Annotated in this window: 25 protein-coding genes, 1 pseudogene and 1 riboswitch; of the genes and pseudogenes, 12 read left to right on the top strand and 14 right to left on the bottom strand. The window is 43.1% G+C overall.

Features of this window, described 5'->3' with window-relative positions; all coding sequences use genetic code 11:
* Positions 1 to 84 precede the first annotated feature (84 nt).
* The 6 genes from LX24_RS08395 to LX24_RS08370 all read right to left on the bottom strand — a co-directional run bounded on the left by LX24_RS08395 (position 85) and on the right by LX24_RS08370 (position 5,808).
* A complete protein-coding gene (locus LX24_RS08395; RefSeq protein WP_166511695.1) occupies positions 85 to 1,155 on the bottom strand; it encodes a D-alanyl-D-alanine carboxypeptidase family protein in 1,071 nt (356 codons plus the stop codon).
* Between the two features lie 94 nt (positions 1,156 to 1,249).
* Complete coding sequence (gene vanS, locus LX24_RS08390; RefSeq protein WP_423244330.1) at positions 1,250 to 2,383, bottom strand: vancomycin resistance histidine kinase VanS; 1,134 nt, start codon at positions 2,381 to 2,383, stop codon at positions 1,250 to 1,252.
* The gene (vanR, locus tag LX24_RS08385; RefSeq protein WP_423244329.1) at positions 2,361 to 3,068 is read right to left on the bottom strand and encodes a VanR-ABDEGLN family response regulator transcription factor; all 708 of its coding nucleotides are present in this window, start codon (positions 3,066 to 3,068) and stop codon (positions 2,361 to 2,363) included. Before vanR ends, vanS begins: the two co-directional genes overlap by 23 nt.
* Before the next feature lie 290 nt (positions 3,069 to 3,358).
* Positions 3,359 to 3,646 carry a MoaD/ThiS family protein gene (locus tag LX24_RS08380; protein ID WP_166511693.1) on the bottom strand — a complete coding sequence of 96 codons (288 nt, stop codon included), beginning with the start codon at positions 3,644 to 3,646 and terminating at the stop codon, positions 3,359 to 3,361.
* Positions 3,630 to 5,519, bottom strand: coding sequence for an aldehyde ferredoxin oxidoreductase family protein (locus tag LX24_RS08375; RefSeq protein WP_166511692.1), 1,890 nt, complete (start codon positions 5,517 to 5,519; stop codon positions 3,630 to 3,632). The genes LX24_RS08380 and LX24_RS08375 overlap by 17 nt, the downstream gene beginning before the upstream one ends.
* On the bottom strand, positions 5,512 to 5,808 hold the full coding sequence (locus LX24_RS08370; protein ID WP_166511691.1) for a 4Fe-4S dicluster domain-containing protein: 297 nt from the start codon (positions 5,806 to 5,808) through the stop codon (positions 5,512 to 5,514). Before LX24_RS08370 ends, LX24_RS08375 begins: the two co-directional genes overlap by 8 nt.
* Before the next feature lie 116 nt (positions 5,809 to 5,924).
* Positions 5,925 to 6,112: riboswitch (cobalamin riboswitch) on the bottom strand.
* Positions 6,113 to 6,254: 142 nt separating this feature from the next.
* Here LX24_RS08370 and LX24_RS08365 point away from each other — a divergent pair.
* Together LX24_RS08365 and LX24_RS08360 are read left to right on the top strand one after the other, a co-directional pair.
* Positions 6,255 to 6,896: a poly-gamma-glutamate hydrolase family protein gene (locus LX24_RS08365; protein ID WP_243131679.1), complete on the top strand. Its 642-nt coding sequence runs from the start codon at positions 6,255 to 6,257 to the stop codon at positions 6,894 to 6,896.
* A gap of 102 nt (positions 6,897 to 6,998) precedes the next feature.
* Complete coding sequence (locus tag LX24_RS08360; protein WP_166511689.1) at positions 6,999 to 9,131, top strand: YcdB/YcdC domain-containing protein; 2,133 nt, start codon at positions 6,999 to 7,001, stop codon at positions 9,129 to 9,131.
* A 187-nt stretch (positions 9,132 to 9,318) separates the two neighbouring features.
* On the opposite strand, the gene LX24_RS08355 is transcribed toward LX24_RS08360, so the two are convergent.
* Both LX24_RS08355 and LX24_RS08350 read right to left on the bottom strand, forming a co-directional pair.
* Entirely contained in the window at positions 9,319 to 9,858 is a 540-nt protein-coding gene (locus LX24_RS08355) for a methylated-DNA--[protein]-cysteine S-methyltransferase (RefSeq protein WP_166511773.1), read from the bottom strand.
* Positions 9,859 to 10,420: 562 nt separating this feature from the next.
* Positions 10,421 to 10,846 (bottom strand): annotated as a pseudogene (locus LX24_RS08350) (type I restriction enzyme endonuclease domain-containing protein); the annotation flags it as partial.
* Positions 10,847 to 10,864: 18 nt separating this feature from the next.
* Between LX24_RS08350 and LX24_RS15305 the strand changes: the two are divergent.
* The 5 genes from LX24_RS15305 to LX24_RS08325 all read left to right on the top strand — a co-directional run bounded on the left by LX24_RS15305 (position 10,865) and on the right by LX24_RS08325 (position 14,812).
* A complete protein-coding gene (locus LX24_RS15305; protein ID WP_166511688.1) occupies positions 10,865 to 11,041 on the top strand; it encodes a HEPN domain-containing protein in 177 nt (58 codons plus the stop codon).
* A complete protein-coding gene (locus LX24_RS08340; RefSeq protein WP_166511687.1) occupies positions 11,011 to 11,334 on the top strand; it encodes a nucleotidyltransferase domain-containing protein in 324 nt (107 codons plus the stop codon). Before LX24_RS15305 ends, LX24_RS08340 begins: the two co-directional genes overlap by 31 nt.
* A 122-nt stretch (positions 11,335 to 11,456) precedes the next feature.
* Positions 11,457 to 11,852, top strand: coding sequence for a GntR family transcriptional regulator (locus LX24_RS08335; protein WP_166511686.1), 396 nt, complete (start codon positions 11,457 to 11,459; stop codon positions 11,850 to 11,852).
* Positions 11,839 to 12,741, top strand: a complete 903-nt coding sequence (locus LX24_RS08330; protein WP_166511685.1) for an ABC transporter ATP-binding protein — start codon at positions 11,839 to 11,841, stop codon at positions 12,739 to 12,741. Before LX24_RS08335 ends, LX24_RS08330 begins: the two co-directional genes overlap by 14 nt.
* Positions 12,713 to 14,812 carry a DUF6449 domain-containing protein gene (locus LX24_RS08325; protein WP_166511684.1) on the top strand — a complete coding sequence of 700 codons (2,100 nt, stop codon included), beginning with the start codon at positions 12,713 to 12,715 and terminating at the stop codon, positions 14,810 to 14,812. The genes LX24_RS08330 and LX24_RS08325 overlap by 29 nt, the downstream gene beginning before the upstream one ends.
* Positions 14,813 to 14,944: 132 nt before the next feature.
* Here the strand turns inward: LX24_RS08325 and LX24_RS08320 are convergent, their stop codons facing one another.
* The 3 genes from LX24_RS08320 to LX24_RS08310 all read right to left on the bottom strand — a co-directional run bounded on the left by LX24_RS08320 (position 14,945) and on the right by LX24_RS08310 (position 17,006).
* Complete coding sequence (locus tag LX24_RS08320; protein ID WP_279233195.1) at positions 14,945 to 15,655, bottom strand: SIMPL domain-containing protein; 711 nt, start codon at positions 15,653 to 15,655, stop codon at positions 14,945 to 14,947.
* Between the two features lie 275 nt (positions 15,656 to 15,930).
* A complete protein-coding gene (locus LX24_RS08315; protein WP_166511682.1) occupies positions 15,931 to 16,659 on the bottom strand; it encodes a hypothetical protein in 729 nt (242 codons plus the stop codon).
* Between the two features lie 23 nt (positions 16,660 to 16,682).
* The gene (locus LX24_RS08310; protein WP_166511681.1) at positions 16,683 to 17,006 is read right to left on the bottom strand and encodes a hypothetical protein; all 324 of its coding nucleotides are present in this window, start codon (positions 17,004 to 17,006) and stop codon (positions 16,683 to 16,685) included.
* A gap of 179 nt (positions 17,007 to 17,185) precedes the next feature.
* On the opposite strand from LX24_RS08310, the gene LX24_RS08305 reads away from it, so the two are divergent.
* Positions 17,186 to 17,467, top strand: coding sequence for a hypothetical protein (locus LX24_RS08305; RefSeq protein ID WP_166511680.1), 282 nt, complete (start codon positions 17,186 to 17,188; stop codon positions 17,465 to 17,467).
* 53 nt (positions 17,468 to 17,520) lie between these two features.
* On the opposite strand, the gene LX24_RS08300 is transcribed toward LX24_RS08305, so the two are convergent.
* Positions 17,521 to 18,279 (bottom strand): CsxC family protein, encoded by a 759-nt coding sequence (locus LX24_RS08300; RefSeq protein WP_166511679.1) that lies wholly within the window; start codon positions 18,277 to 18,279, stop codon positions 17,521 to 17,523.
* Positions 18,280 to 18,879: 600 nt separating this feature from the next.
* Between LX24_RS08300 and LX24_RS08295 the strand changes: the two genes are divergently transcribed.
* Genes LX24_RS08295 through LX24_RS08280 form a run of 4 tightly spaced genes read left to right on the top strand, consistent with a single transcriptional unit; the run spans position 18,880 to position 21,820 of the window.
* A complete protein-coding gene (locus LX24_RS08295) occupies positions 18,880 to 19,338 on the top strand; it encodes a hypothetical protein (protein WP_166511678.1) in 459 nt (152 codons plus the stop codon).
* Positions 19,335 to 19,976: an accessory gene regulator ArgB-like protein gene (locus LX24_RS08290; protein WP_166511677.1), complete on the top strand. Its 642-nt coding sequence runs from the start codon at positions 19,335 to 19,337 to the stop codon at positions 19,974 to 19,976. Before LX24_RS08295 ends, LX24_RS08290 begins: the two co-directional genes overlap by 4 nt.
* Entirely contained in the window at positions 19,976 to 20,107 is a 132-nt protein-coding gene (locus tag LX24_RS08285) for a cyclic lactone autoinducer peptide (protein WP_341473565.1), read from the top strand. The genes LX24_RS08290 and LX24_RS08285 overlap by 1 nt, the downstream gene beginning before the upstream one ends.
* Before the next feature lie 51 nt (positions 20,108 to 20,158).
* A complete protein-coding gene (locus tag LX24_RS08280; protein WP_166511676.1) occupies positions 20,159 to 21,820 on the top strand; it encodes a bifunctional diguanylate cyclase/phosphohydrolase in 1,662 nt (553 codons plus the stop codon).
* A 29-nt stretch (positions 21,821 to 21,849) separates the two neighbouring features.
* Here LX24_RS08280 and LX24_RS08275 read toward each other — a convergent pair whose 3' ends face one another.
* Both LX24_RS08275 and LX24_RS08270 read right to left on the bottom strand, forming a co-directional pair.
* On the bottom strand, positions 21,850 to 22,659 hold the full coding sequence (locus LX24_RS08275; protein ID WP_166511675.1) for a serine/threonine protein kinase: 810 nt from the start codon (positions 22,657 to 22,659) through the stop codon (positions 21,850 to 21,852).
* Positions 22,660 to 22,695: 36 nt separating this feature from the next.
* On the bottom strand, positions 22,696 to 23,001 hold the full coding sequence (locus tag LX24_RS08270) for a zinc ribbon domain-containing protein (RefSeq protein WP_166511674.1): 306 nt from the start codon (positions 22,999 to 23,001) through the stop codon (positions 22,696 to 22,698).
* Positions 23,002 to 23,014: the final 13 nt, after the last annotated feature.

The raw sequence follows: 23,014 nt of genomic DNA, 5'->3' as shown, positions 1-23,014 counted from the left end.
ATTATTTCAAAAAATAAAAGTTGCCACTCACATATAAGGCAATTTTTATTTTTTATAAATTAATAAATTCTTATGAAGACCTTATTATTTTCCTAAGCTGTTGTATACAGCCAATGCATCAGTAATATTATACTGTTCTGAAAGGGGATCTCCTTTGGCACCGGCTGAAATCAGAATATATTCTTGTTTACCCACTTGAGCGAGGCTCGCAAGACATAGACCCGCTTCACTGGTGTAGCCAGTTTTCCCTCCCAGGATTTCCCCACCGGTAATGTTTTGCTTGTTGAGGTCTTCAAACATGGTACTGTGAAAGGTTATCCCGCCAGGATGATTATTCGTTGGCGGTGTGGAATGGCGTGATGAGGTAAAAATCTCCCTGAAAGTATCATTTTGCAAAGCATAGCTTAGAAGAATAGCTAGATCTTTTACTGTTGTATAGTGGTTGTCACTGTGAAGCCCGGTGGCATTTTCAAAATGGGTATTGTCCATACCAAGATCCGCCGCCCTTTGATTCATTATTTTTACAAAATTCTGTTCTGAACCCGCAATCCGGTCAGCAAGTGCAATACAGCACTCCGCGCCGCTTGGAAGCATTACTCCGTATAACAGGTCGATTGCCCTGACCTGCTCACCCGGCTGGAAACCGGCCATTGATGCATCTGCTTGGTACAGCCCCTGAAACATAGCATTGGTAAGTTTGATTTCTTCCTTCAGATCAGGTAATTTTTCTATCGCAACAATGGCTGTCATCATCTTGGTCAAAGAAGCAGGATAGATTTTTTCTTCGCTGTTTTTTTGCATCAAGATGGCATGATCTTTTAACCGGACCAAAATCACATTGGGACTGTTCAGCTTATCGGGAGATATGGAAACGTAAGGATCGAGTTCCCGGCCTGGGCCTTGCTTGGCAATGGCGCTCAGGCTGAACAGATGCCTGCCGCCCGGGGGAACCGGTGCTGTTCCATCTTCAAAAGAATCGGGTGTTATCTTTAAAGAAGAATATGACGAGGTTTTATTGTCATATTCATTCTCAAATATATGTTGGTATCCTGGAATAACGATGGATTTATAAACAAAAGCGGCAATTCCAAACATCAAAAGAAGTGCTACAAATCTGCGTATGCCTGTCTTTTTCTTTCTTACCCTTCGTACCATAAATAAAACAACTCCTCATTCTGTACTGACATTATTAAACCACAGAACAAGGAGCTATGTTGGAATTTCATCTTATGAAAATCTTAAGATTTTCTTATAGCGGAAGCTTTACTGTAAATGTAGTATTCTCTGGATTGCTTTCCACAGATATTGTACCGTCGTGAGCCTTGACAATTTCTTGGGCGATTGCCAAACCTAGCCCTGCTCCACCGGTGTTTGTAGAACGTGCAGAATCTAATCGGTAAAATTTTTCAAAAATTGTATCCAGCTTTGTCTGCGGGATTGGGTTTCCCTGATTAGTAAAAGTTATAACAATATTTTTATCCTGCTGAGTGGCAGAAATGTCAATGACGCTGTTTTCATAGCTATAGGCAAGCGCATTTTTTAGAATGTTATTGAACACCCGGGCCAGTTTGTCGGCATCTCCCCGCAGAGTGAGGCCGTCAGGCACATTGACGGACACCTGCTTTTTCTGTGGAGCCAGCATTGGATAGAATTCATCTGCCATCTGCTGAAGCATGAACAGTAAATTGATTTTTTCTTTATTTAAAACAATGGTTTGAAGATTAAATCTAGTGATTTCAAAAAACTCATTGATAAGCTGCTCTAATCGATAAGCTTTTTCCAGGGTAATACCCACATATTTTGCCTTCTGTTCAGGAGGCATATCAGGCGCTTCGTCCAGCAGACTTAAGTATCCAATAACAGAGGTCAAAGGTGTCTTTATATCATGGGCCAGGTAAACTACCAAATCATTTTTGCGCTGTTCGGCATCAAGTGCAGCTTTCTTTTGTTTTTCCAGGTTGTTTTTTATCTGATTAAGCTTTTTTTCCATAAAATCCAATTCCGGTGATAATATAATTTCATTATCGGAATCCTCAACAAGTTTATCCATTCCGCTACTTACTTCATCAAAATATTTTGTGAACCAAGAAATTGAAAATCGAAAAAGGATAACTAAAAATATTAGGATTACAATGAAAATGATCATGTCAATATTGTTGCGAATCACCAACTGATAGATTGTCAGTGCTTCCGAATAATTAAAATGAAAAGCGTTGACTAAAAATAGAACGGTACGATCTCCGATCTGGCCACGCAGGATATAGCGCAATAGATAAACAGTCACAGCGGTGGCAACTGTAATCAGAAGCATTTGAAAAAATACTTTCCCTTTTAATTTTGTATAATCATTCCTTCTGTTATTACTTTTCAATTTTATAGCCAATCCCCCATACCGTTTTGATATATTTGGGATGCTCCGCGCTGTCGTGCATTTTTTCCCTTAAATGCCTGATATGAACCATTACCGTATTATTGCTGTTGGTGAAATACTTGTCTCCCCACACCTTCTGGAACAATTCTTCCGAACTTACCACCCGCCCGCGATTGGAGCAAAGGACCCAGAGAATGGAAAACTCTGTGGGAGTGAGGGACAGCTTTTTCTCATTCAGCGTACATTCACGGGTATCCATGTTCAATACCAGGCCGGAAAAGGCGATCAAGTTTTCTTCCTGGTTAGGCTCCGCAGAATTATATTTGGTAAATCTCCGGAGCTGTGCCTTTACACGGGCAACAAGTTCCAAAGGGCGAAATGGTTTAGTAACATAGTCGTCCGCACCTAATGTCAGCCCGGTAATCTTATCGATTTCTTCTTCTTTGGCTGTCAGCATGATAACCGGAAAATTGTGCTTATCCCGAATTCGCTGACAGATTGAAAAACCGTCTATATCGGGGAGCATGACATCCAAAATGGCGAGGTCTAGTTTTTCATTTTCAATACAGTTAAGGGCATCCTTGCCGTTATAAAACTTAAAGATATTATAGTTCTCATTTTTCAGATAAACTTCAACCAAATCGGCAATAGCTTGTTCATCATCAACTATTAAAATATTTGCAGCCAAAAGCGTCATCTCCTTTCTTTAGTATATATCCCCATAATAATTATACTGCGAAGCAAAAATCATTTTATAACTTTTCACTTATTGAAATCTTAAGATTTACTGAAGACTGCGATACTGTATTAATTTCGGCAATAGCTAATACGAATGATGAAACCTTAAAAAATTTATTAATGTCTATATATCATAGGACATCAAGTTATAGTATCCTTTATTACCCGGTAAAACTGGGTAAACGAAGGAGATAATAGGGAAATGGAAACTTCCTTAAATTTACACATGGCCACCTTGGCCTTAACTGATTAGCCACCCACGAGTAGCGGCGTTGTCAGCACTACCACATCACCTTCCTGCAAAATTACGTTAAATTGGTCCGGTTTTATCCTGTAACCATTAACAAATATCCAAAGAATTTTGTTTTCACCATTTAATAAGGAAGCTACTGCCTTCTCCATTTGGCCACCATACTTAGAAGAAATAATTTGCAGCAAAGTGTATAAGTCAAGGCTTTCATTTAGGTTTATGTGTTCTTCCCTACAGAAACCGGCCGCTGCGCAAATAACGGTATAGTATCTAATTTTTACCCTCATAATGTAATCCCAGCTCCCGCAGCTTTTTACCGGTAGGGACTCCTGCTTTATCCCAACCACGCAAAGAGTAATATTCGTCCAGCATTTGGTTATAACGAGCAAAGTCCAGCGACTCTCCTTCGGCGGGTCCACTTCCTATGGGTTCAAACATCCGAGCGGGCGGCATATCGTCATGCCTGCGCAGTCCCTCACGTATGTTGAACAAGCGCTCCAGATTCCATATTCGTTCTCCAATCAACTCCAGTTCAAGGACATCCACATCCCAACCGGTGGCAAAGGCCAGTAAATCCCGAAAATGCACCGGCAGAAGCGGTTTCATAGCAATGCCTTCAAGTTTGCAAAGGCCCAGGGAATCCACTACACAGTGCCAATTTTCATGCCAATACATTAATTGCGGTTTGGTTTCATATTTCATCCAATAATTAGGGGTAACATTAATACCCAGCAGTTCCTTAATATCTTTAGCATATATTTCGGGACCGACTTCATACATGGGTAAACCCTTAAGGTGGTCACCGCCCCGGGGCGAAACCGCAAAAGATAAAGCCATACCTTTGGTGCCGCGCACATCCACCGCCGGGTAATCCATACCTTTGCTATGCACCACCAGTTCCACTCCACCCATCTTTTTGGCGGCACGCAAGGCCCCTTCTGCCAGCAAGCCGCCAAAACCTTCGCGATGAGCTATCTTATTTATCAGTTCTATAATCAGTTTATGGCTGCCCCAGTGCAAGGGTTGGTTCAGGCCGGTATCACTGTCCTTGATTATACCTCGCTGGTATCCCTCCATGGCCCAGGCCACAGCGTTTCCTGTGGATATGGTGTCCAGACCCAGTTTGTTGCACAGCGTGTTGGCAAATAATATGCTTTCCATATTACCATTACCGCACTTGGAACCAAAAGCCGATATGGTTTCATATTCCGGTCCCTCACCCAGAGTACCGGCATAATCTCCACTACTTACCTTGTAAAACCTGCTGCAGCTCACCGGGCAGTTGAAGCATCCTTTACGCTTGGTTATATAGTTTTCCAGCAGCACCTCACCCCGCAAGTTTTCCCCTTCTTCAAAGGTGGATTGCTGGAAATTCCGGGTTGGTAGAAAACCCAGCATTTGGGCCAATCCGGTGATAGCTGTGGTACCGAATGTTGAAGCCACTTCATACAGGGGATCGTTTCGGATAGCTTCCACCGCACGTGCGACGGCCTCGCGAAATTGTGCCGGTTTGGCCACGCTAGTGCCCATGTTTCCCCTGACAGCAATGGCCTTTAAATTTTTACTGCCCATCACCGCCCCGGGACCGGTGCGGGCTGCTGCCCGGGCCAGATTGCATATAATAGCGGCAAAACGCACCCGGTTTTCCCCGGCCGGACCAATACAGGCTATTTGTATAGTGTTATCACCCAGCTCCTTTTTGATAGCCTCGTCAGTTGACCAGGTGTCTTTGCCCCAGAGGTGCCGGGCATCGCGAATGGTTACCCGGTCATTGTCCAGCCATAAATACACCGGGTGCTCCGCTTGACCTGTAATAATAATATGGTCATAACCAGCTTGCTTTAGTTCCGGACCCCAGTGACCGCCGCAGTTGGAATCCCCGAATATGCCGGTAAGGGGTGACTTGGCGGTAACTGTAAAACGACCGGAGCAGGGAGCCAACGTGCCAGACAGCGGTCCCACACCGAAAATGAGGGGTGCCTTCGGGTCAAAGGGGTCCATCCCTTGCGGGGCCAGATCATAGAGTAACCGAGCGTTAACACCGGATTGCCCCAGGTAACCATACGCCAGCTCAGCCGGTAGTTCTGTTGTTTGGTAGGATTTCGAGCTCAGATCCACCCATAACACCTTTCCTGCCCAGCCATGCCACTGTTTACTCATTGCCATTCCCTCCCGCCATTTCCAAAGCGTTAAATAAGCAGCTGCCTACACACGCCGGTACGCCCGAACCCCTTTCTTCCGGCAGTTCCTTTCCGCAGAAGCTGTCCAGGCACAACTGGTTGAACACCGGGTAATCCTTGCCTTCATCCTCCAGCTTCCAGATACGTATACCGGCTAAGCGTGGATTAACAAGCCCCTGATCCGTCCAAGCACAGGCCATCTCACAACGCCTGCATCCCCGGCAATTTTCCGGATGGATGATTATGCGATTTTGCAATGCGTTTAACACAGCCACTACCTCCCTTATTTTTTCTAACTCTTTAGTTGCACATATTTAAAAAAGCCCGGCCCCATATGGGCCGGACTTTTCCATCATCCGATCTCTTGCTACCGTATTTACGCGGTAGGTGTTATAGTTTATGGGCAGGTCTCCTGGCTTCCGGATCATTAAACTACTTGAGCCTTCCCCCTTTTAACAAAGGAGTGGTCTAATTCAAGGTTTTCCCCGGTTACAGTGGCGGGACCGCTCAGGACTTGCACCTGAATTCCCTATTCTTCCCTTTAAAAGGGACACCCAAAAACCTGAGTATTATTCTTTTATTATATTTATTTAACTTAAAGTTCCAAATCCCTTCAATTTTGCAATATTTTTTTCCGGCATCAAATATAGATGGTATAATGTACCGGTTAATATAATCTTGCACTTACAGCAGTGAAATAAAAGGGGTGATTCATGTGCCGGATCGCTATGGAAGTTTTCAAGAATTACAGGCGGATAAACAAGAAAACGTGGACTATCGCATCAAGTTAAGAAGCGGCAAGTACCCTGTCCTGATTATGGCACCCCACGGTGGCATAATCGAACCTTATACCGCGGACATTGCCGGGTGGATTGCCGGGGATGATTTTGCCCTTTACGTTTTTGAAGGTGTTAAAGCCGCCAGCAGCAAGGAACTACATATCACCAGCCACAACTTCGACGAGCCCCGGGCTCTGGCGGCCGCAGCCCGGGCGGAGATAGTTTTAACCGTGCACGGACTGCGCAATGGTACCGAGGAGTTCATCATGGTGGGCGGCCTCGATGAGGAACTGGGTAATGGGGTAAAAAAAGCACTTCGGGAGGCGGGTTTCACCATTAAAGAAACCACTGCCCAGTACAGGGGCCGGCGGCAAGCCAATATCTGCAACCGCGGTCGCAGGGGTAAAGGTATCCAGTTGGAAATCACCTTCGGCCTGAGAAAACGGCTATTTGATGATGTTCACTTAAGACAACGTTTTGTTAGCACCGTGCGCTCTTTTTTATGGGATAGCTTACAAAATTTATCCTTTGGCAGGGATACGTTAATATATGAAGAAAATAACAATACGGATAGATAACAGCACAGTCACCTCACCAGGCACCGGGGTGACTTTTTTTGTACAGGGGGTGTTGCATAAAGTATTAACCAATACCGCATTTATTTCTAAGGAGGGTTCAACTTGCGCAAGCCACTAATTCTTTTCGTTTCGTTTATACTACTGCTTTGTTTTAGCACAACAGCACCGGCCCAGGAAGAAAACCGTAAAATCAGTACCCGGGAGGAGGCCATTAGCCATGCGGTTCAATTGTTCCCGGAAATAATCAGGGGCAAGGAAAATTTACTGCATGTAGACTTCAGCAGTGACCAGCACTTTGGCGGACACACATGGACAGTTACTTATAGCCGGAGCGAACCGTTACCATACAGGCTATCCATCAGTTTTAGCGCCGAAACGGGACAACTGGTTAATTTTCACTACATTCCCGACAAGTACCCCGGCGATACCCGGGTGCTCAGCCGGGACGAGGCTAAAAAAATCGCGGATGATTTTATCAAAAAACACCATCCTGATAAAACCGGTAAAATAGCAGAGCAGGAAATAGATCCGGCAGCTTATTATGACGGCAGCATTAATCTGATTTATTATTTCAGCTGGCACCAGCTAGTTGACGGGAAACAGTTTGACGCCAATACATTAAGTGTTGGAGTTAACGCCATATCGGAACAGGTGGTACATTTTTATTGCCAGTGGATGGACAATGTCGATATACCGCAACACCCTGTCATGGACCGGGATACTTTTACCAGCCAGGTAGTGAACAAACTGGGGTTATACCCCTGTTATATTATAAACCCAGGTTCTCCAACCCCAGGCGCCAGATTGATATACAGATTAAACAGCGCTTACAACGCCTTTGATGCGGCCAGCGGCAACCCGCTGGATTATGAGGGCAAGGAAATTTCAATCGAGGAAGCCCGCTTGTTTACCCAACAACTCACCCCCGTGCCCGCCTCCAAAACTAAACCGGACCGGCAGCCGAAACAGGGAACCATTGCCCCGGACAAACTGCCGCAAATAGCGGAATCCTTTTTTAAAAAGTTAGGCATTGAGGGTGCGGTCAGGCGTTCCGGCAGCGGGCACAGCAGCGGCCCGGGCTACAGTATGGAATACTGGTACTATTCGGTGGAACAGAATAATAGTTCACGCATATCCGGTGAAATTAGTGTCGGGATTGATACCAGCACCGGTGATATGGTTGATTATCGCAATCGCCAGGCCGAGAGCCGTGGTGCCACCGGAGAAGGTATAACACGGGATAAGGCCCTGGCCGCAGCGACCGCATTCCTATCCAAGGCCAGCCCGGAAAACACCGAAAACATGTTACTAAGAAATATCCCCGCTTTTCATGGAAAAGAACCCGCTTATAGTTTCAGTTGGGTAAGGCTGGTAAACGGGGTACCTTTAATGGATGATATGGTGCATATCATCGTGGACCGTTATACAGGTGAAGTAACTGAATACCACAAGACACAACGAGCTGTAAGTTCTTTCCCCGGCACCAGGGACATCATATCACCGGATCAAGCACTGCAAGCATTTTTGAAGGCCCAGCCATTTGCCCTGGTATATAACAGCTACCAGAGCGATTCAAATGAGAACACCGGGAATGTCAGGCTGGTATACGCCGATATACAGAACCTGGCCGTTGATGCCCGGACCGGTGAAATAATCAGAACATACGGTGATAATCCCGACTTAATTGCCTATGATAAAATTATTGCCGGTCACCAGGCCCGGCTGCCCCTGGCGCTACTGGCCAGAAGCGGGCTGCTGCCGGAACCGGAAGTGTTTGATCCCAACGGTAGTGTTACCAGGCGCGAAGGGCTGCGGGTACTTGTCGCCATACCCAGCGATTACCGCTACAACAGTACCGCCACCGTCTCCCCCTTTTCCGACGTCACGGATAATGACGGGGACCTGGAGGTTATTCTGAAAGCCGTGCACTACAACATAGTTGAAGCAGGGGGAAAACTCCGCCCCGGCGCAATTTTGACCCGGGAAGACCTGGCGGTCTGGCTGGTGAACATGCTCGGTCACCGGGAGGTCGCCGAGGCCCAGGACTTAAACATTGTTCTTGATTACCAGGACGCCGCGCAAATCGGCAGCGGCAAGAAAAATTATGTAGCCATAGCCGCAGGACTTAACCTGATGGACGCAGACGCCGGTGGCAATTTCAGACCCCAAGACCCGGTTACCTGGGGGGAACTGGCCGGTGTGGCAGTCAGGATAGCACCACGGCTGGCAAGGTAATTGCCTAGTAATGCCTGATCCGGCCATTTTTATCAAAACAGCCCTACTGTTCCATAAAGAATAGTAGGGCCTAAATTTAATTTATAATCAATTTATTATTTGAACTGAGAATTCTCGCAAGTATATTCATATAAGGTCGTGTCGGTAACAGCACCATCCCAAAACGCTTTATCACCGGCAGCATGTTTTAGAGAGCGGTGCCCTTTTGGGGCAAAAACAAGTTGGACATGTCAACACCCTCCAATTCAAGCAGTTTTTTCTTTATACCAACACCCCCGGCATATCCCGTCAAACTGCCGTTAGAACCTACAACCCGGTGGCAGGGAATTATGATTGAAATGGGATTGTGGCCGACAGCCCCGCCCACTGCTTGACTGGACATGCTTTCCTTGTTCATTTTTACGGCCATTTTTTTTGCAATGTCGCCATAAGTAATAACTTTGCCGTACGGGATTTCCCGTAGAATGCTCCATACTCCTTGACGAAACTCGCTGCCAATGGGAGCTAACGGCAATTGGGAAACGTCAGGCTTTTCACCGGCAAAGTAACTGTCCAACCATTTTTTCACAGCGTTAAAAACCGGCATATCGTCCTTCTCCGTCATTGCTTCGGGTATGCCGGCGCCGTGATACTTCTGCCCCTCTACCCATAAACCAACGAGATTGTCACCGTCACTTGCCAGCGTAAGCAGACCTACAGGCGAAGGATAAGTTGTCCAGTAATACATTTTAGCCCCCCCTGATTTCCGCCACCGCCATGCCTCTACCATTTCAAGGCCGGTGCTATCAGACATTTTCTCGCCCCTTTGTTTGAGCTTGAATAATTATAACATGTCTTTTATAAAATCTGGTTTTTTTCAGACATTTATTTATTTTCGCCACGGCAGATAAGATTGTCTTTATCAGATCAGTGAAAATCATTACACCATAGGAACAACTCCCCTGAAACATTCGTCTATAAGCCAGTGAATGAATATTTGAAAGGAGCAGCGAAATAAAAAAACGAATAATCGCGGGAGTGTTTGTTCATTAAAATTTTTTGCAAAAACCTCAAAGGGAAAAAGTACTCCTTCAAGAATATACATTATAGGGTTTCACCTCGCTTGTATGTTATTTGTAGGGGTACAAAGAACATTTCCACAAGCAATGAGGTGAAACCTTTCCATTTTGGCAACATTTAAGAGGTATTTGCGATTTTTAGTTTTGGGTAAACAGTTTTTCCTGGCTTCTTAAGCCCGTGTTATACATGGGCTGGGAATTATGCAATTGGCTCAACTTCATTATTGATTATTACAACATGTCATTATTACATATTTCATTCTGGCACATTAATTTAGTTTGCTCCATTACGATATCCACGGCTTGAGGTGTTTTATCCGGTGGGTAGCCGTATTTTTTAAGTAGCCGTTTAATGGTCATCTTCATTTTGGCCTGGACACTTTCACGAATGGCCCAGTCTACGCTGATATTGTTTTTTATAGCCGCCGTCAGGTCTCTGGCAATTTGCATCAGGATTTCATCGCCCATCACTTCCCGGGCCGATTCATTTTCCGCCAGGGCGTCATAGAAAGCTAATTCATCCGGCGTAAGACCGGTACTTTCGCCGCGCTTTTCCGCCTCGTTGATCTTTTTAGCAAGCTCAATTAACTCCATAATCACCTGGGTGGTTTCAATGGCTCTGTTCTGGTACTTTCTAATGGATGCCTTCAGCATTTCGCCAATCTACTTAATGAATTGGATGATAAAACTAAAGACCTTTTGCGCCGCCTTTCAATATACTACATTGAGACAAGATATCCGGACAAAAGAAAACAGCTTGAATTAAAATGCACACATGAATATACGGAGGAATTGCTGGCAGCAACAAAGGGGGTTATGGAATGGCTAAAAAACAAGTTGAGGCAATCATAAAAGAATATATCAGCGCCCTAAAAGAAAAAAAAATCCGGGTCGAAAAGGCCATTCTTTTTGGTTCTTATGCCCGTGGTTTGGAAAACAAAGACAGTGATATTGATATTGCTATAATTTCACCGGATTTTGGCCGGGATTACTTGGAGGAAGCCGTAATGCTAAAAAAAATCAGTGAATCCATTGATCTGGATATTTCACCCAGGCCCTATTCCACCGAAGAATATAACAAAGTTAACCCGGGACAGTTCTTACATGATGAAATAATTAACAAAGGTAAAAATATAGACGTCTAATTCCCACCCTTTGCAAATAAAATAATTAAATTATTCTACCAGTGTTTACAACCGGTAGATTTTTTTGTACAATAACTGTACTAACACTGATAGTACGGTTAAGACTGGAAAGGAGGGAGTTAATGTTTGACCTGGATTTAAGAAGCAGGCAACCCATTTACGAACAACTGGTGGAGAAATTTAAAGAACTGATTATCAGCGAGGTTTTAAAACCAGACGAACAATTGCCTTCGGTGCGTACACTGGCAAGCCAGTTGACTATAAATCCCAACACCATCCAAAAGGCCTACCGGGAGTTGGAAAGACAGGGCTATATCTATTCAATACCGGGAAAGGGCAATTTTGTCGCCCGGGTCGCGCGCAAAGGAAATGCCGAGAAATTAGCCAGGCTCAGGGAAGAGTTGGTCAAGATTTTATCTGAAGCAATCTATTTGGGCATGAAAAAGGAAGAAATTATTAAAATCATCTCTGAGGTGGACGTTTTGATCACGGGGGGAGAAAAAAATGATCGAAGCTAAAAACATTAGAAAAAAGTTTGATGACGTGGCAGCGCTGGACGGTGTCAGTATCAACGTGAAAAAGGGTTCCATTTACGGCCTGGTGGGATCAAATGGTGCCGGAAAAACAACCTTATTAAAAATATTAGCCGGAATTTATCGCCAGGACCAGGGGGAGGTTCTAATCGACAACCAACCGGTTTTTGAGAATATAGAGGTTAAATCTAAAACAGTCTTTATCCCCGACTCGTTATACTTCTTCTCTCAATACACTGTCGAAGATATGGCCTGGTTTTACCAACAGGTTTATGACAACTGGGATAAAGAACGTTATCAACAATTAAAAAATGTTTTTCAGCTTGATGAAAAAAAGAAAATACAGCGCATGTCCAAGGGTATGCAGCGTCAGGCTGCTTTTTGGCTAGCTCTGGCCATAAAGCCCGATTATTTAATTTTAGATGAACCTCTGGACGGTTTGGACCCGGTTATGAGGCGTAAAGTCAGAAATTTAATTATTCAAGATACAGCCGACAGGGAAATGACCGTGTTGATATCCTCCCATAACTTGAGGGAACTGGAAGATCTGTGCGACTGCATAGGTGTATTACATCAAGGCAGATTAATTGTGGAAAAGGAACTTGATGATTTAAAATCCGACATACATAAGGTACAGGCAGCTTTTCCGCATGATGTTCCAATTGATATATTTAAAGATCATGATGTCCTGCACCGTGAAAAAAGAGGCAGTGTCCAGCTCTTTATTATCAGAGGGAAGAAGAATGAAATCATCAAACACATCTCCCGGTACCAGCCCCTGATATTGGATATTTTGCCTCTGACGCTGGAAGAAATATTTATTTATGAGATGGGGGAAATTGGTTATGAAATCAAAAACGTCATTTTTAAATAAAGGTTTTTTAGTAAACGATTTTAGGAAATATAGTTGGGTGGCAGTGGCTTACACCCTGGCACTAATTTTTGTAATTCCGTTAAATATATTAATGATGCTGGGTAACGAGTACATTACTGACAAAAACCTTTTTAAAAATCTCTTTTTATTCATAAACCAAGAATTCCAGTGTATTTTAGTTTTGACGGTACCGGTTGGACTGGCTATTCTTCTATTTCGCTACCTGCACGTCAGGATACCGGCGGATGCGCTGCACAGCCTTCCGATTAAAAGAAGCAGCATTTACAGAAGCCATATTCTGGCCGGGATTGTATTGTTGATATCACCGGTATTGATTACAGGAATTATCTCTATCATGTTACAGCTATTTCTTGATCTGGGCACTTACTACAGTATCAATGATGTATTCAGGTGGATGGGCATAACCACTTTAATGAATTTGACGATTTTCCTTACCTGTGTATTTGTTGGTATGCTGGTGGGCATGTCCACGGTGCAAGGTGTTTTAACCTATATCCTTTTGCTTTTTCCGGTTGGTATAATTGTTTTAGTAACACAAAATCTCGAGTTTTTTGTATATGGCTTTATGCCTAATACTGATTATCAATCAGTAAGACTCTCCCCCATTACTAGGATCATGGAAGGTTTTAATCCTTTAAGTGAACGGGCCATGAGCAGCACCGAAGTACTGGCTTATGTGACCATCTGCGCTGTTTTATTCTTGCTGGCTAATTACCTGTATAAAATAAGAGATCTGGAAACTGCCACCCAGTCAATTGCCTTTAAAAAGTTACGCAATATCTTTAAATACGGTGTTACCTTTTGTACTATGCTGCTGGGAGGACTTTATTTTCAGCAAACCCAACAAAACCTTGCCTGGACGGTTTTTGGATATTTGGCGGGCTCTTTAATTGGTTATGTAGTGGCCGAAATATTATTGCAAAAATCGCTGGGATTCTTTAAGGAAGCAAAGAGTTTTAAAGGTTATGCAGCTTTTGGCGCAGTGGTTATCATTTTACTGCTGAGCGTCAGGTTCGACCTGATCGGTTATGAGAAAAGGCTGCCGGAGCTGGGGGAAGTACAACAGGTTTATTTCAGCAACAGTTTTTATTACCACAACATCGGTGAAGATAACCGGAAAGATATATTCTCGGATCAAGACAACCTGCAGCACATTTTCCAGCTGCACCGGAGCATCATTGCAGACAAAAAAGATAATTACCTGACAGGAAACCAGAACAAAAAAAGACAAGCCCTTTTTATTTACCATCTAAGCGACGGAAGTACCATGACCAGGGGTTATCAAATTGATTACGATAAATACACTGGTTTTATTAAACCCATCAAAGAATCAAAAGAGTACAAGGAAATGTATTATGATATATTGCATGTCAATCCCGCTGACGTGGAGAAAATCACCCTGCGGCCCAATATGAGAACCGGTGGTTATAAAGAGGCGGTTATATTAGATCCGGCGGAGATAAAAGAAGCGATAGATATTATGAAACAGGATGTTATGAGAGCAACTTATGAACAGATGACGGAGGAAAAAGAGCCATGGGCCAGCATAAGCTTGTTGATTACCGAAAATAACGTGGAAAAATACCTCCAATTGATTGAGAACCTACCACAAACAATTGAACGGCACGAAAAGGATATACAAATCCATGCTTCCTGGCATAAATACGATTACTTGCTGGAAAGCTGGCTAAAAGAAAAAGGTTATTATCAAAAAGCCAGAGTTTTACCGGAGGAAATATCCTATGCCGTGGTGGAACGGGTGGAAAACCGGGAGCAATGGGAGGAAAAAAGAAGGCGCGGCCTTGCCCCAACCGGTCAACCGGGCAATGAAAGCGTTAAGAGATTGGAAATCAAGGATAAAAAACAAATTGAAACCTGTTTAAGGGAATATCTCCATCAATGGGTTTTGGATACAGCTTTTACCCGTAATACCGCCAGTGACGATAAATATATAATTAGCTTTTATGGAAAGGAACAAGAGCATTTAGAATACGGTAGTTTTGTGGGTGATAATGTACCTGACTTTATCAGGGCTTATTTTGCAGAGTAACCAACTAACGTTTATCTCCATTGGCGGGGCAGAGTATTACCCCGGTCGGAACAACTGGTCACCGCACACAAGAGTGCCGGTGACCAGCGCCGGCCAAAATCGGGACTTGAATGATGCTGGTTATAACACAGTTTAATTGACTATATAAACGATCTCCGCACTTGCCCTGATTTCCACCAGGCCGGGGTTTATCGGGGTAGACATGGCACCATCTGCTCCGGCCCCCAAAGCCAGTCTTTTTTCGAAAATGATGGGTTGCGGTGTATTATCATACCAGTTACCACTGGCGGATTTGATGCCGACAATTTTTTTGCCCAGTGCCGCGGCGATAACATCCGCCTTGGCCCGGGCGTCCTGTATGGCCAGGGTCAAGGCTTTGGCCTTTTGTTCCGTACTGCCTTCAGCATAAAATCTGATATTTTGAACCTGGTTAATCCCGCTCTTTACCGCCAGGTCTATAACTTTACCTATCATTGTGATATCCCGCACCGTCACTGTTATCTCGTTACGCACCTCATAACCGCTGACCTTTGGTGCTTTCCCTTCATCGTAAACATATTTTGGATTAAGGTAGTACCCAGCGGTATTGATGTTATTGGCCGGTATACCGCTGTTTTTTAAAGAGGCTATAACTTTATTAACTATTTCAGAGTTTTTGGCTTGGGCCGTTCCCGCATCATTTGCTTCGGTAATCACTCCAAAATTTACGTCAGCCACATTTGGGGCCACGCTTATAACCCCGTTTCCGCTAACTGTAATAACGTTGCTCGGCTCAGTTTCCGCACTGGCAAAGCCGGTGCCAAGGAAAAGTAGACATAAAACTGAGAGTAATGCAATTAACATGTATTTAGGCTTCAATATACAACCTCCTTTTCTATACCGTGCAAAACCACATGAGCATGTATCAAATCCCAATCCCCCTTTGCCGGTTTTGTATAATCTGACGATGAAGGAATATATATTGTTCCAAAACAGCTACGATTTGGGGCGGGTAATTGGTTTGCTTTAGTGTAATTTTACACTTTTTACAAGGGAGGCCCTGTTATAACGTTTATTCAAATAGTAGCTTTGGTGCTGCCACCTGCAAAAAACACCCTAAAAGCCGGCCAACGTAGAGGTTATAAGTTGTTCTCCCGCGGAACCTTCGAGCAGCCAATAATCCCGAACATACCAAGCAATAGTAAAACAAGAGTGATATCAATATCAAAAGTTAAATCTCTTTTACTATATATACATTCCTTTTTATTAATTAACTTCTGTTCTGGTTCCATTATCACAGCCTCAAATGATGCCATGGCCTGTTTAGCACCCGGCCAGTGATATTCACTTTCACCTACCTCAACCAGGTTGAATACCTTGACAACATGACCTTCGGCGGGCAAGTTAAAACTAATTTCTTGATTAATATTTTTATCTTGCTCCGATACGTTGAAACGCACTTCGTAATTGAGGTTATCCGGCTTTTCCGCACATTCTTTCACATAACATTCAGCAGTAATAGTATTCAATTCCGGTTCTTTATATTTTTCTTTGGGGCAAATATCCGGGTAACCAAATGCTTTACTTGGTATCTGGGACTTACCAGCCCTTAATTTATACCCTAAAAGCCCGGAATAATTGGTAAACTTTGGTATAGTAATAAGATAATTGCCTTCCTGGTCAGTAAAGGTATTGGCCAGAAGTTTTTCTATTTTATTGCCATAGCAGGCAAACAACAGTACGACGCCATTATCAATGCCCAGACCGTTGTTGTCCTCAACCCTACCGTAAAAGTATAAACGCCCGTCATTTTTCTGTTCCGCTATATATTGCTTTGCACCGGCCTGACCGGTTAAGTTCTCTTCCATAAAATCTGCTCCCTGAATATGAATTACCCCATGCCAGAGGCAGGATTGCCGGCGCTGGCCCTAACAATAATTGCGGTGGTGCCGTCCGGTATTACCTCTTTATCAACATATAGCAAATAGTGCCCGTCGTGGCCACTAAATGAATGACTGAGAGGCAATTCCTGGTTATCGCCTAAGCGGGCAAATACCTCAACCACTGCCCCTGATACAGGTTTCTGTTCTTCACCTTCGGTAACAACGCCATGAAAAACTATTTCGTTTACCTTTTTTATCTTTATGTTTCCCTCAAAACAACTTTGCTGTTCGGGTAGTGATGTAAATTCTATCGAACCCGGTATCCAAGCCATTAGAATACCCCCCCATAATAGACTCCTGTAATTTACTTTGCATATAATAATTAAATATTCTTATTCCCCGAATTGCGTTACAAAAAAATCCTTGCCTCAAGTACATACAATGCTTAATATAGGACAGCTATGACCTACCATTGATTGCGTAATTTAGAGATAAAAGGAGGGAGAACAATATGAATATTAGCAATTCACGAGAAACAATTGTTATAGAAATAAAAGATAGGGAAGACTTAAATAAAATATCCAGCATGAAACTGGATTTACTGCTTCCACGAGCCCGGCGGAAAATAAACAAACCCGGTAGATTTTATAATAAGACAGAGCCATTAATAACCTGCGAACTACCTGCCAAAGTTCACAGAGTTATACCGGTCAAAAAGGCAACTGTTGAAGTTAACCTGGTTACCATGACTTTAATCAAACAAAAAACCTGTTATCAAAAGGAACCAAGATAATATCATCTTGGTTCCTCCAAACAGGCCGGGTTTTATTGCCGGGCAGTTACCCTTTAACCATTGTTGCTGACACCGTTGATTTCCACCTGTTGATTTTGCAGTATTTTAAGGGTGAGATCAATAACCATTTTTTCCTGGATGCTTGTGAATTCGAATTCCTCGAAAGGATTCTCTCCGTACGGGTCCTTACGGTTGACTGCTTCATTAAACTCGGTAATGGTGGCACTGATTAATTCGCAAAACGGCAATTCGTTAAAAAATTCGGTGCTCACCTGGTTTAACTCGGTCAGATCGCCGGACATTAACCGGTCTTTGGCCGGGAATTTAGGACCAAGATCTTGTTCAACCAAGTATTCAAATTGATTTTCAAAGTTAAATAAGGCAGGGGCCGGAGTGCCAACGTTGAAATCTACGGCTGTTACACAGCTCCAGGGCACATCAACTGTGCAGTGACTGATGTTCCCGCAAATACCATCGCGGTTTGATGATTTACGAGTGGAGTATTCAATGTTCTTGCGTACAAATCCACTGATGAATAATTTATTTGTATTTTGCAAAAGCCGGCATTGGGTAACTTTTAAGCGCTTTCCTACACGCTTTATCTCTATAGCGGGTTCAGGTAGGTTAATCTTTGCGTCAACGTTAATTTGTACAGTTAACTCCGCAAGAACAACCGGTATTTTGGCAATGGCCGTTGTTATCGGTGTCGGTGTAACGGGCGTGTTATCACACAATGCCTGATCGGTAGCCTTAACATCCAATGCCTTTTTCTTGATAAACTTTTCCGCTGCAACAGCATCAACTTCGTACATTTTTTATGGCCTCCTTTTGGATTTTATACTTACGATACCAATTTATGTATTTTATTACATTTTTGTTACAATTCGGACATAAAGGAACTAATATTTAATAAAAGCGCTTTAATAGAACATCATCGTTCTACTAAAGCGCTTTTTCTTGCCCCAAACGCGCAAAGTCGAAAACTATTTTTCCGGGTCCGGTTTCGGAACAATTTGTTGGTTAACATGGCCAATATAATATCCCCGTCAAACATGGTATGTATAGCAGGCATAGCCATCGCTGGCCATCCGGGCCACCTTGTCGGCCCCGGGCCTTGGACAGTTTACCATTGGTGCCACTACCCCAATGGTTGTATTGCCCATATGCAAACGGTTTTAAGTTGAGGATATTGTTTTTTTTCTTGATAAATTTTTTACCAAGGGTATTATTTTCGGGCATATTGAGTTTTTAATATACTAAATGGACAACTATGCTGAATGTGATATAATAATGAAACAAGAAACAAGTGATAAAGGATGAAACATTTACCTTCCCTTGAAGCTACACGTTTCTGGCAGGCCGGATAAGGGGAGTAAGTATCAACGCTGTACATAAATTAAGGAGATAAGGTCGTGAATGATATCCTTTTTTTATTGCAAGGCATTCCGGAAACCATCGCTACCACTGGTTTAAGTTTAGCATTTGCAAGAATCCCCCTACGGTGGGTTCCTATAGCAATAGGCGGGGCTATCATATCCATTATAGGTTCGGCAATTAAGCTTTTACCCTTTGCGCTTGGCCTTCACACAATAGCTGTACTTCTAATGATTGTTCTTTTTATCTCTAAAACAACCCGTACATCACCAGTTAAAAGTTTTATAGTAACCATATCAAGTATACTAATTTTAATACTTCTCGAACTAGTTATTCATTTGGCTATTTCAAAACTAACCCATCTTAACCTTCAAACGGCAGCGACTGATCAATTATTATGGATATTAATCGGACTTCCGCAGGCCATAATAGTTTTTATTCTAGCTTTGCTGATCTCCAAAATTAATAAACCGGTACTGAATGGGTGGAAAATATGAGTTACCTGCCAATCAGTAAACGCATAGCAGGCTATTTATCAGCACGAACAGGGATTTCAGATGAACAAGAAGAAATTGTTACTTATTTTATTGAAGTAACTTTAATTAATATTTTTAATACTTTAAATATACTTTTGCTGGGTCTTTTTTTCGGCACATTGCCGGGTATTATTACCTGTTTGATTACGGTGGCAATGTTAAGACAAACCGCCGGGGGGGCACATTCCAATTCGCCGTGGCGCTGTGCCTTGATCACGGCAGTGGTTTTCTTGTCTATATCGGTGGCAGCCTCATACCTGTCTCATATTAAACAAATATATCTTGATAGCCTGGCAATTGCGGCAGTGCTGATAGGAACATTTTTAATTATCCTACTGGCACCTGTGGATTCTCCCTCGGCGCCCATTTTATCCGACGCCAGAAGAAAAAGACTGAAAATAATGGCATTAATCATTATGGGCATTATATCGGTAGCTATTATACTGCTCCGGCAAAGTTCCTGGATATATGCGCTTGAAGCACAGGCAGCGGTTGTATTGTCTGTGTTTTGGACGAGCTTTAATTTAACCCGTTTCGGACACCATGTAATGTCATACATAGATAATTTAAAAATAGGATCAAGGGAGGTGAACCATTGATGAAAAAAATTATCAACAAATTATGTTATTTTTCCGTAACTGCAATGCTGTTTATAACAACCATTATAGCAACTCCTACTTGCATTGCCTGGCATTACCAGCCCGAAGTACCCAAAGCATTAAGAAAATAGCACAGGTAAAGGTGGTTTTATACCACCTTTTTCCAATGAGGTGGGTTTATTTTGATTACGGAGGAAGAAAGGCAAAGAAAGCTATATGAATATATTACGATTACCCATATTCTTTGTCTTCTCATATTTGTCATTGCTTTTATTTTAAGTGATTTTACTATATTTCCGAGAAATTATTTCTATCCCTTTGCCAACATTGTATTCTTTTTATTGTTTTGTTTGATTGGACTTATCATTGTCGTTTTATATATTACCAGGGTTCGTTTATTACCGGGCTTTTCAACTCCTTTATCATATGTAGACATTATTTATTTTGCTTTACCGCTTGTTCTGGCAATATCAACATTGTTTATCTCCCATAAGACTTTTTCTTACTCTGAAGCAATACTACTGTTACCCATTTTAATTACCGCCTCGGTTTTGGGTAAAATACCGGGTATTTTAATGGCCTCATTATGCAGCTTAGTTCTAATAGCTTACCAAATAACCTTTGAGCCTGGAGCGATAAGCATCTCAACGGCTCTGGAGTCTATCTTAATATATATCAGTTTAATGTTTATTGTTGGATGGTTTATCGGTGGACTAGCAGACTTGGAAACAAAACATAGGGCACACCTGAACGAAATCGCAAACACTGATATGCTAACCGGGTTATATAACCATCGTTATTTTCAGGACAAATTAAAAGAATATTTTAAGACTGTGTCCCGGGAGAACCCCTTATCATTAATAATTATCGATATCGATTACTTTAAAAACTACAATGACAGTTTTGGCCATCTTGAGGGAGATCATGTTTTAATGATTATCGGCGGTTTATTAAAAGAAAATATAAAAGAAGGTTTTGCAGCAAGATACGGCGGTGATGAATTCATCGTTTTACTTCCGGGATGCGATGGTAATGACGCGGTACGGGTGGCCGAAAATATAACCAAGTTGGTTGAATCCAAAGGATTTTACGGAGAGGAATATCAACCCGGAGGAAAAATAACAATATCCTGTGGTATAGCCACAAGCCCTGCCCATGGTATTACCCGCAAAGAATTAATAAAACACGCCGATTATGCACTTTATAAGGCCAAGAGTTTTCATAAAAATAAAGTTGAACTTTATTTCTCGGTATTTGAAGATCTTGATATAAATGAAAATGAAAGAGAGCTTTTCAATTCGATACGCACACTGATATCAGTAATCAATGCAAAAGACCGCTACACTTTCGGACATTCGGAAAGGGTCACCGATTTATCCATTAAAATAGGTCAAAGGTTGAACCTTCCGGAAAATGAAATGAAACTACTGAAATATGCTGCTTCTTTACATGACATAGGCAAGATTGAAATAGACAGGGATATTTTAAATAAACCAGAGGCCCTTAATGACATTGAATGGAATATTCTCAAGCAACACCCGCGCTGGGGCAGTGACATTGTTAAACCCGTCACCCAATTGGTGCCGATTTCCGCTATAATTCTGCATCACCATGAAAACTATGACGGTTCGGGCTACCCCGACGGAATCAAAGGACAAGCCATTCCATTAGCAGCAAGGATCATCAGAATTGCCGATAGTTATGATGCCATGACATCTCACCGTGTTTATAGAAAGAATATGACTCCGGGCGAAGCCGTTGAGGAAATCAAGCGTTGTTCCGGAACTATGTTTGATCCAAAACTGGTTGAGGTATTTATTGAGATTACCAAGTCGGAAAAGTAAGGAAGCACAGGAACGGTTCCCTTGCTTCCTTAACTCTTTTTTATTGCACTTAAATATTCCAGGGCTTCTGCACTGGTGGTAAAACCTTCCCGGCTAAGCAGTTTCTTAATGAACTTTTTAAAGGGCTCGGATAAAGGAAGCACTTCATCCCACCTTTTTTCAAATAACATTTCATCCACCACCCAGCTTGTGAACATATCGACGGCCACCACCCCAACCCCGAATAAATCACTGCGCGGTGATATCTCCCGGCGCAACAACTGATAGGTATGGGGACCCGGTATATGTCTTTGTGCCGGAGCATCTTTAACCGTTGCATAATTATCTTTAAGGTGATGCACCGGAACAAATTTTTTTTGCAACGGGTCGAGGCACTGGGGACACTGCCCCGAATCAATAAACCTGGCCATGCCAAAATCGATCAAGTAGAGATTATCGCCATTTAACATGAGGTTGGAAAGACGCAAATCACGATGTATAACGGCATTTTTGGGCAGCCGGGGATTATGCAGAGCCTTTAGGATCACCAAAAGTTGATAGATAATTCCTTTTACCTCCGCCTCAGTAAAACGATGGCCATTCTGCACCAGGTAACTCAGCGGCAACCCCTCAATATACTCCTGGACCAGGTAATGGACACTGGCCTGGGAAAAGGCCTCGACAAATCCCGGTATCCGGGGATGATTAACCCGGCTGAGTATTTCCGACTCCAGATTAAATCTCATTATAAGGTCTTCAGATGATTCGTTACCTTCATTGATTATTGCTTTAATAGCGTAGCTGCGGCCCCCGCGAGTGGCTTTAAGCACCACGCCGTAACTTCCGCCGCCGAGGGGCATCTCAATGGTATATCCCCTGATACATGGCGTTTCTTTTCAAGAAAACAGGCGGCCCAAAAATCCTTTACGCTTACGGTAACGACCGCCGGAACTGCTATCATAATAGTGCCCGTGGCCGTGAGCATATGGCGGTTGTTGAGGCGGCCGGTATGGCGGTTGCTGGCGGGCGGGACGCTGGACCGGCGCCCTTAAATCGCTGCCGCAGTATGGGCAGGATACCCAAGCCGGGTCAACTTCTTTATGGCAGTTCCGGCAAGTGTTATTATTAATTAATTCTACACCGCAATAAGGGCAAAACTTAAAATCCCCCTGCAGAGCCTTTTGACAATTAGGGCATTGCATGGATCAAGAACCT

This window comes from Desulfallas thermosapovorans DSM 6562 (genome assembly GCF_008124625.1).
Taxonomy (GTDB): domain Bacteria; phylum Bacillota; class Desulfotomaculia; order Desulfotomaculales; family Desulfallaceae; genus Sporotomaculum; species Sporotomaculum thermosapovorans.
Note: the sequence above shows the minus strand (reverse complement) of the source record. Positions and strands in the feature narration are given on the sequence as shown.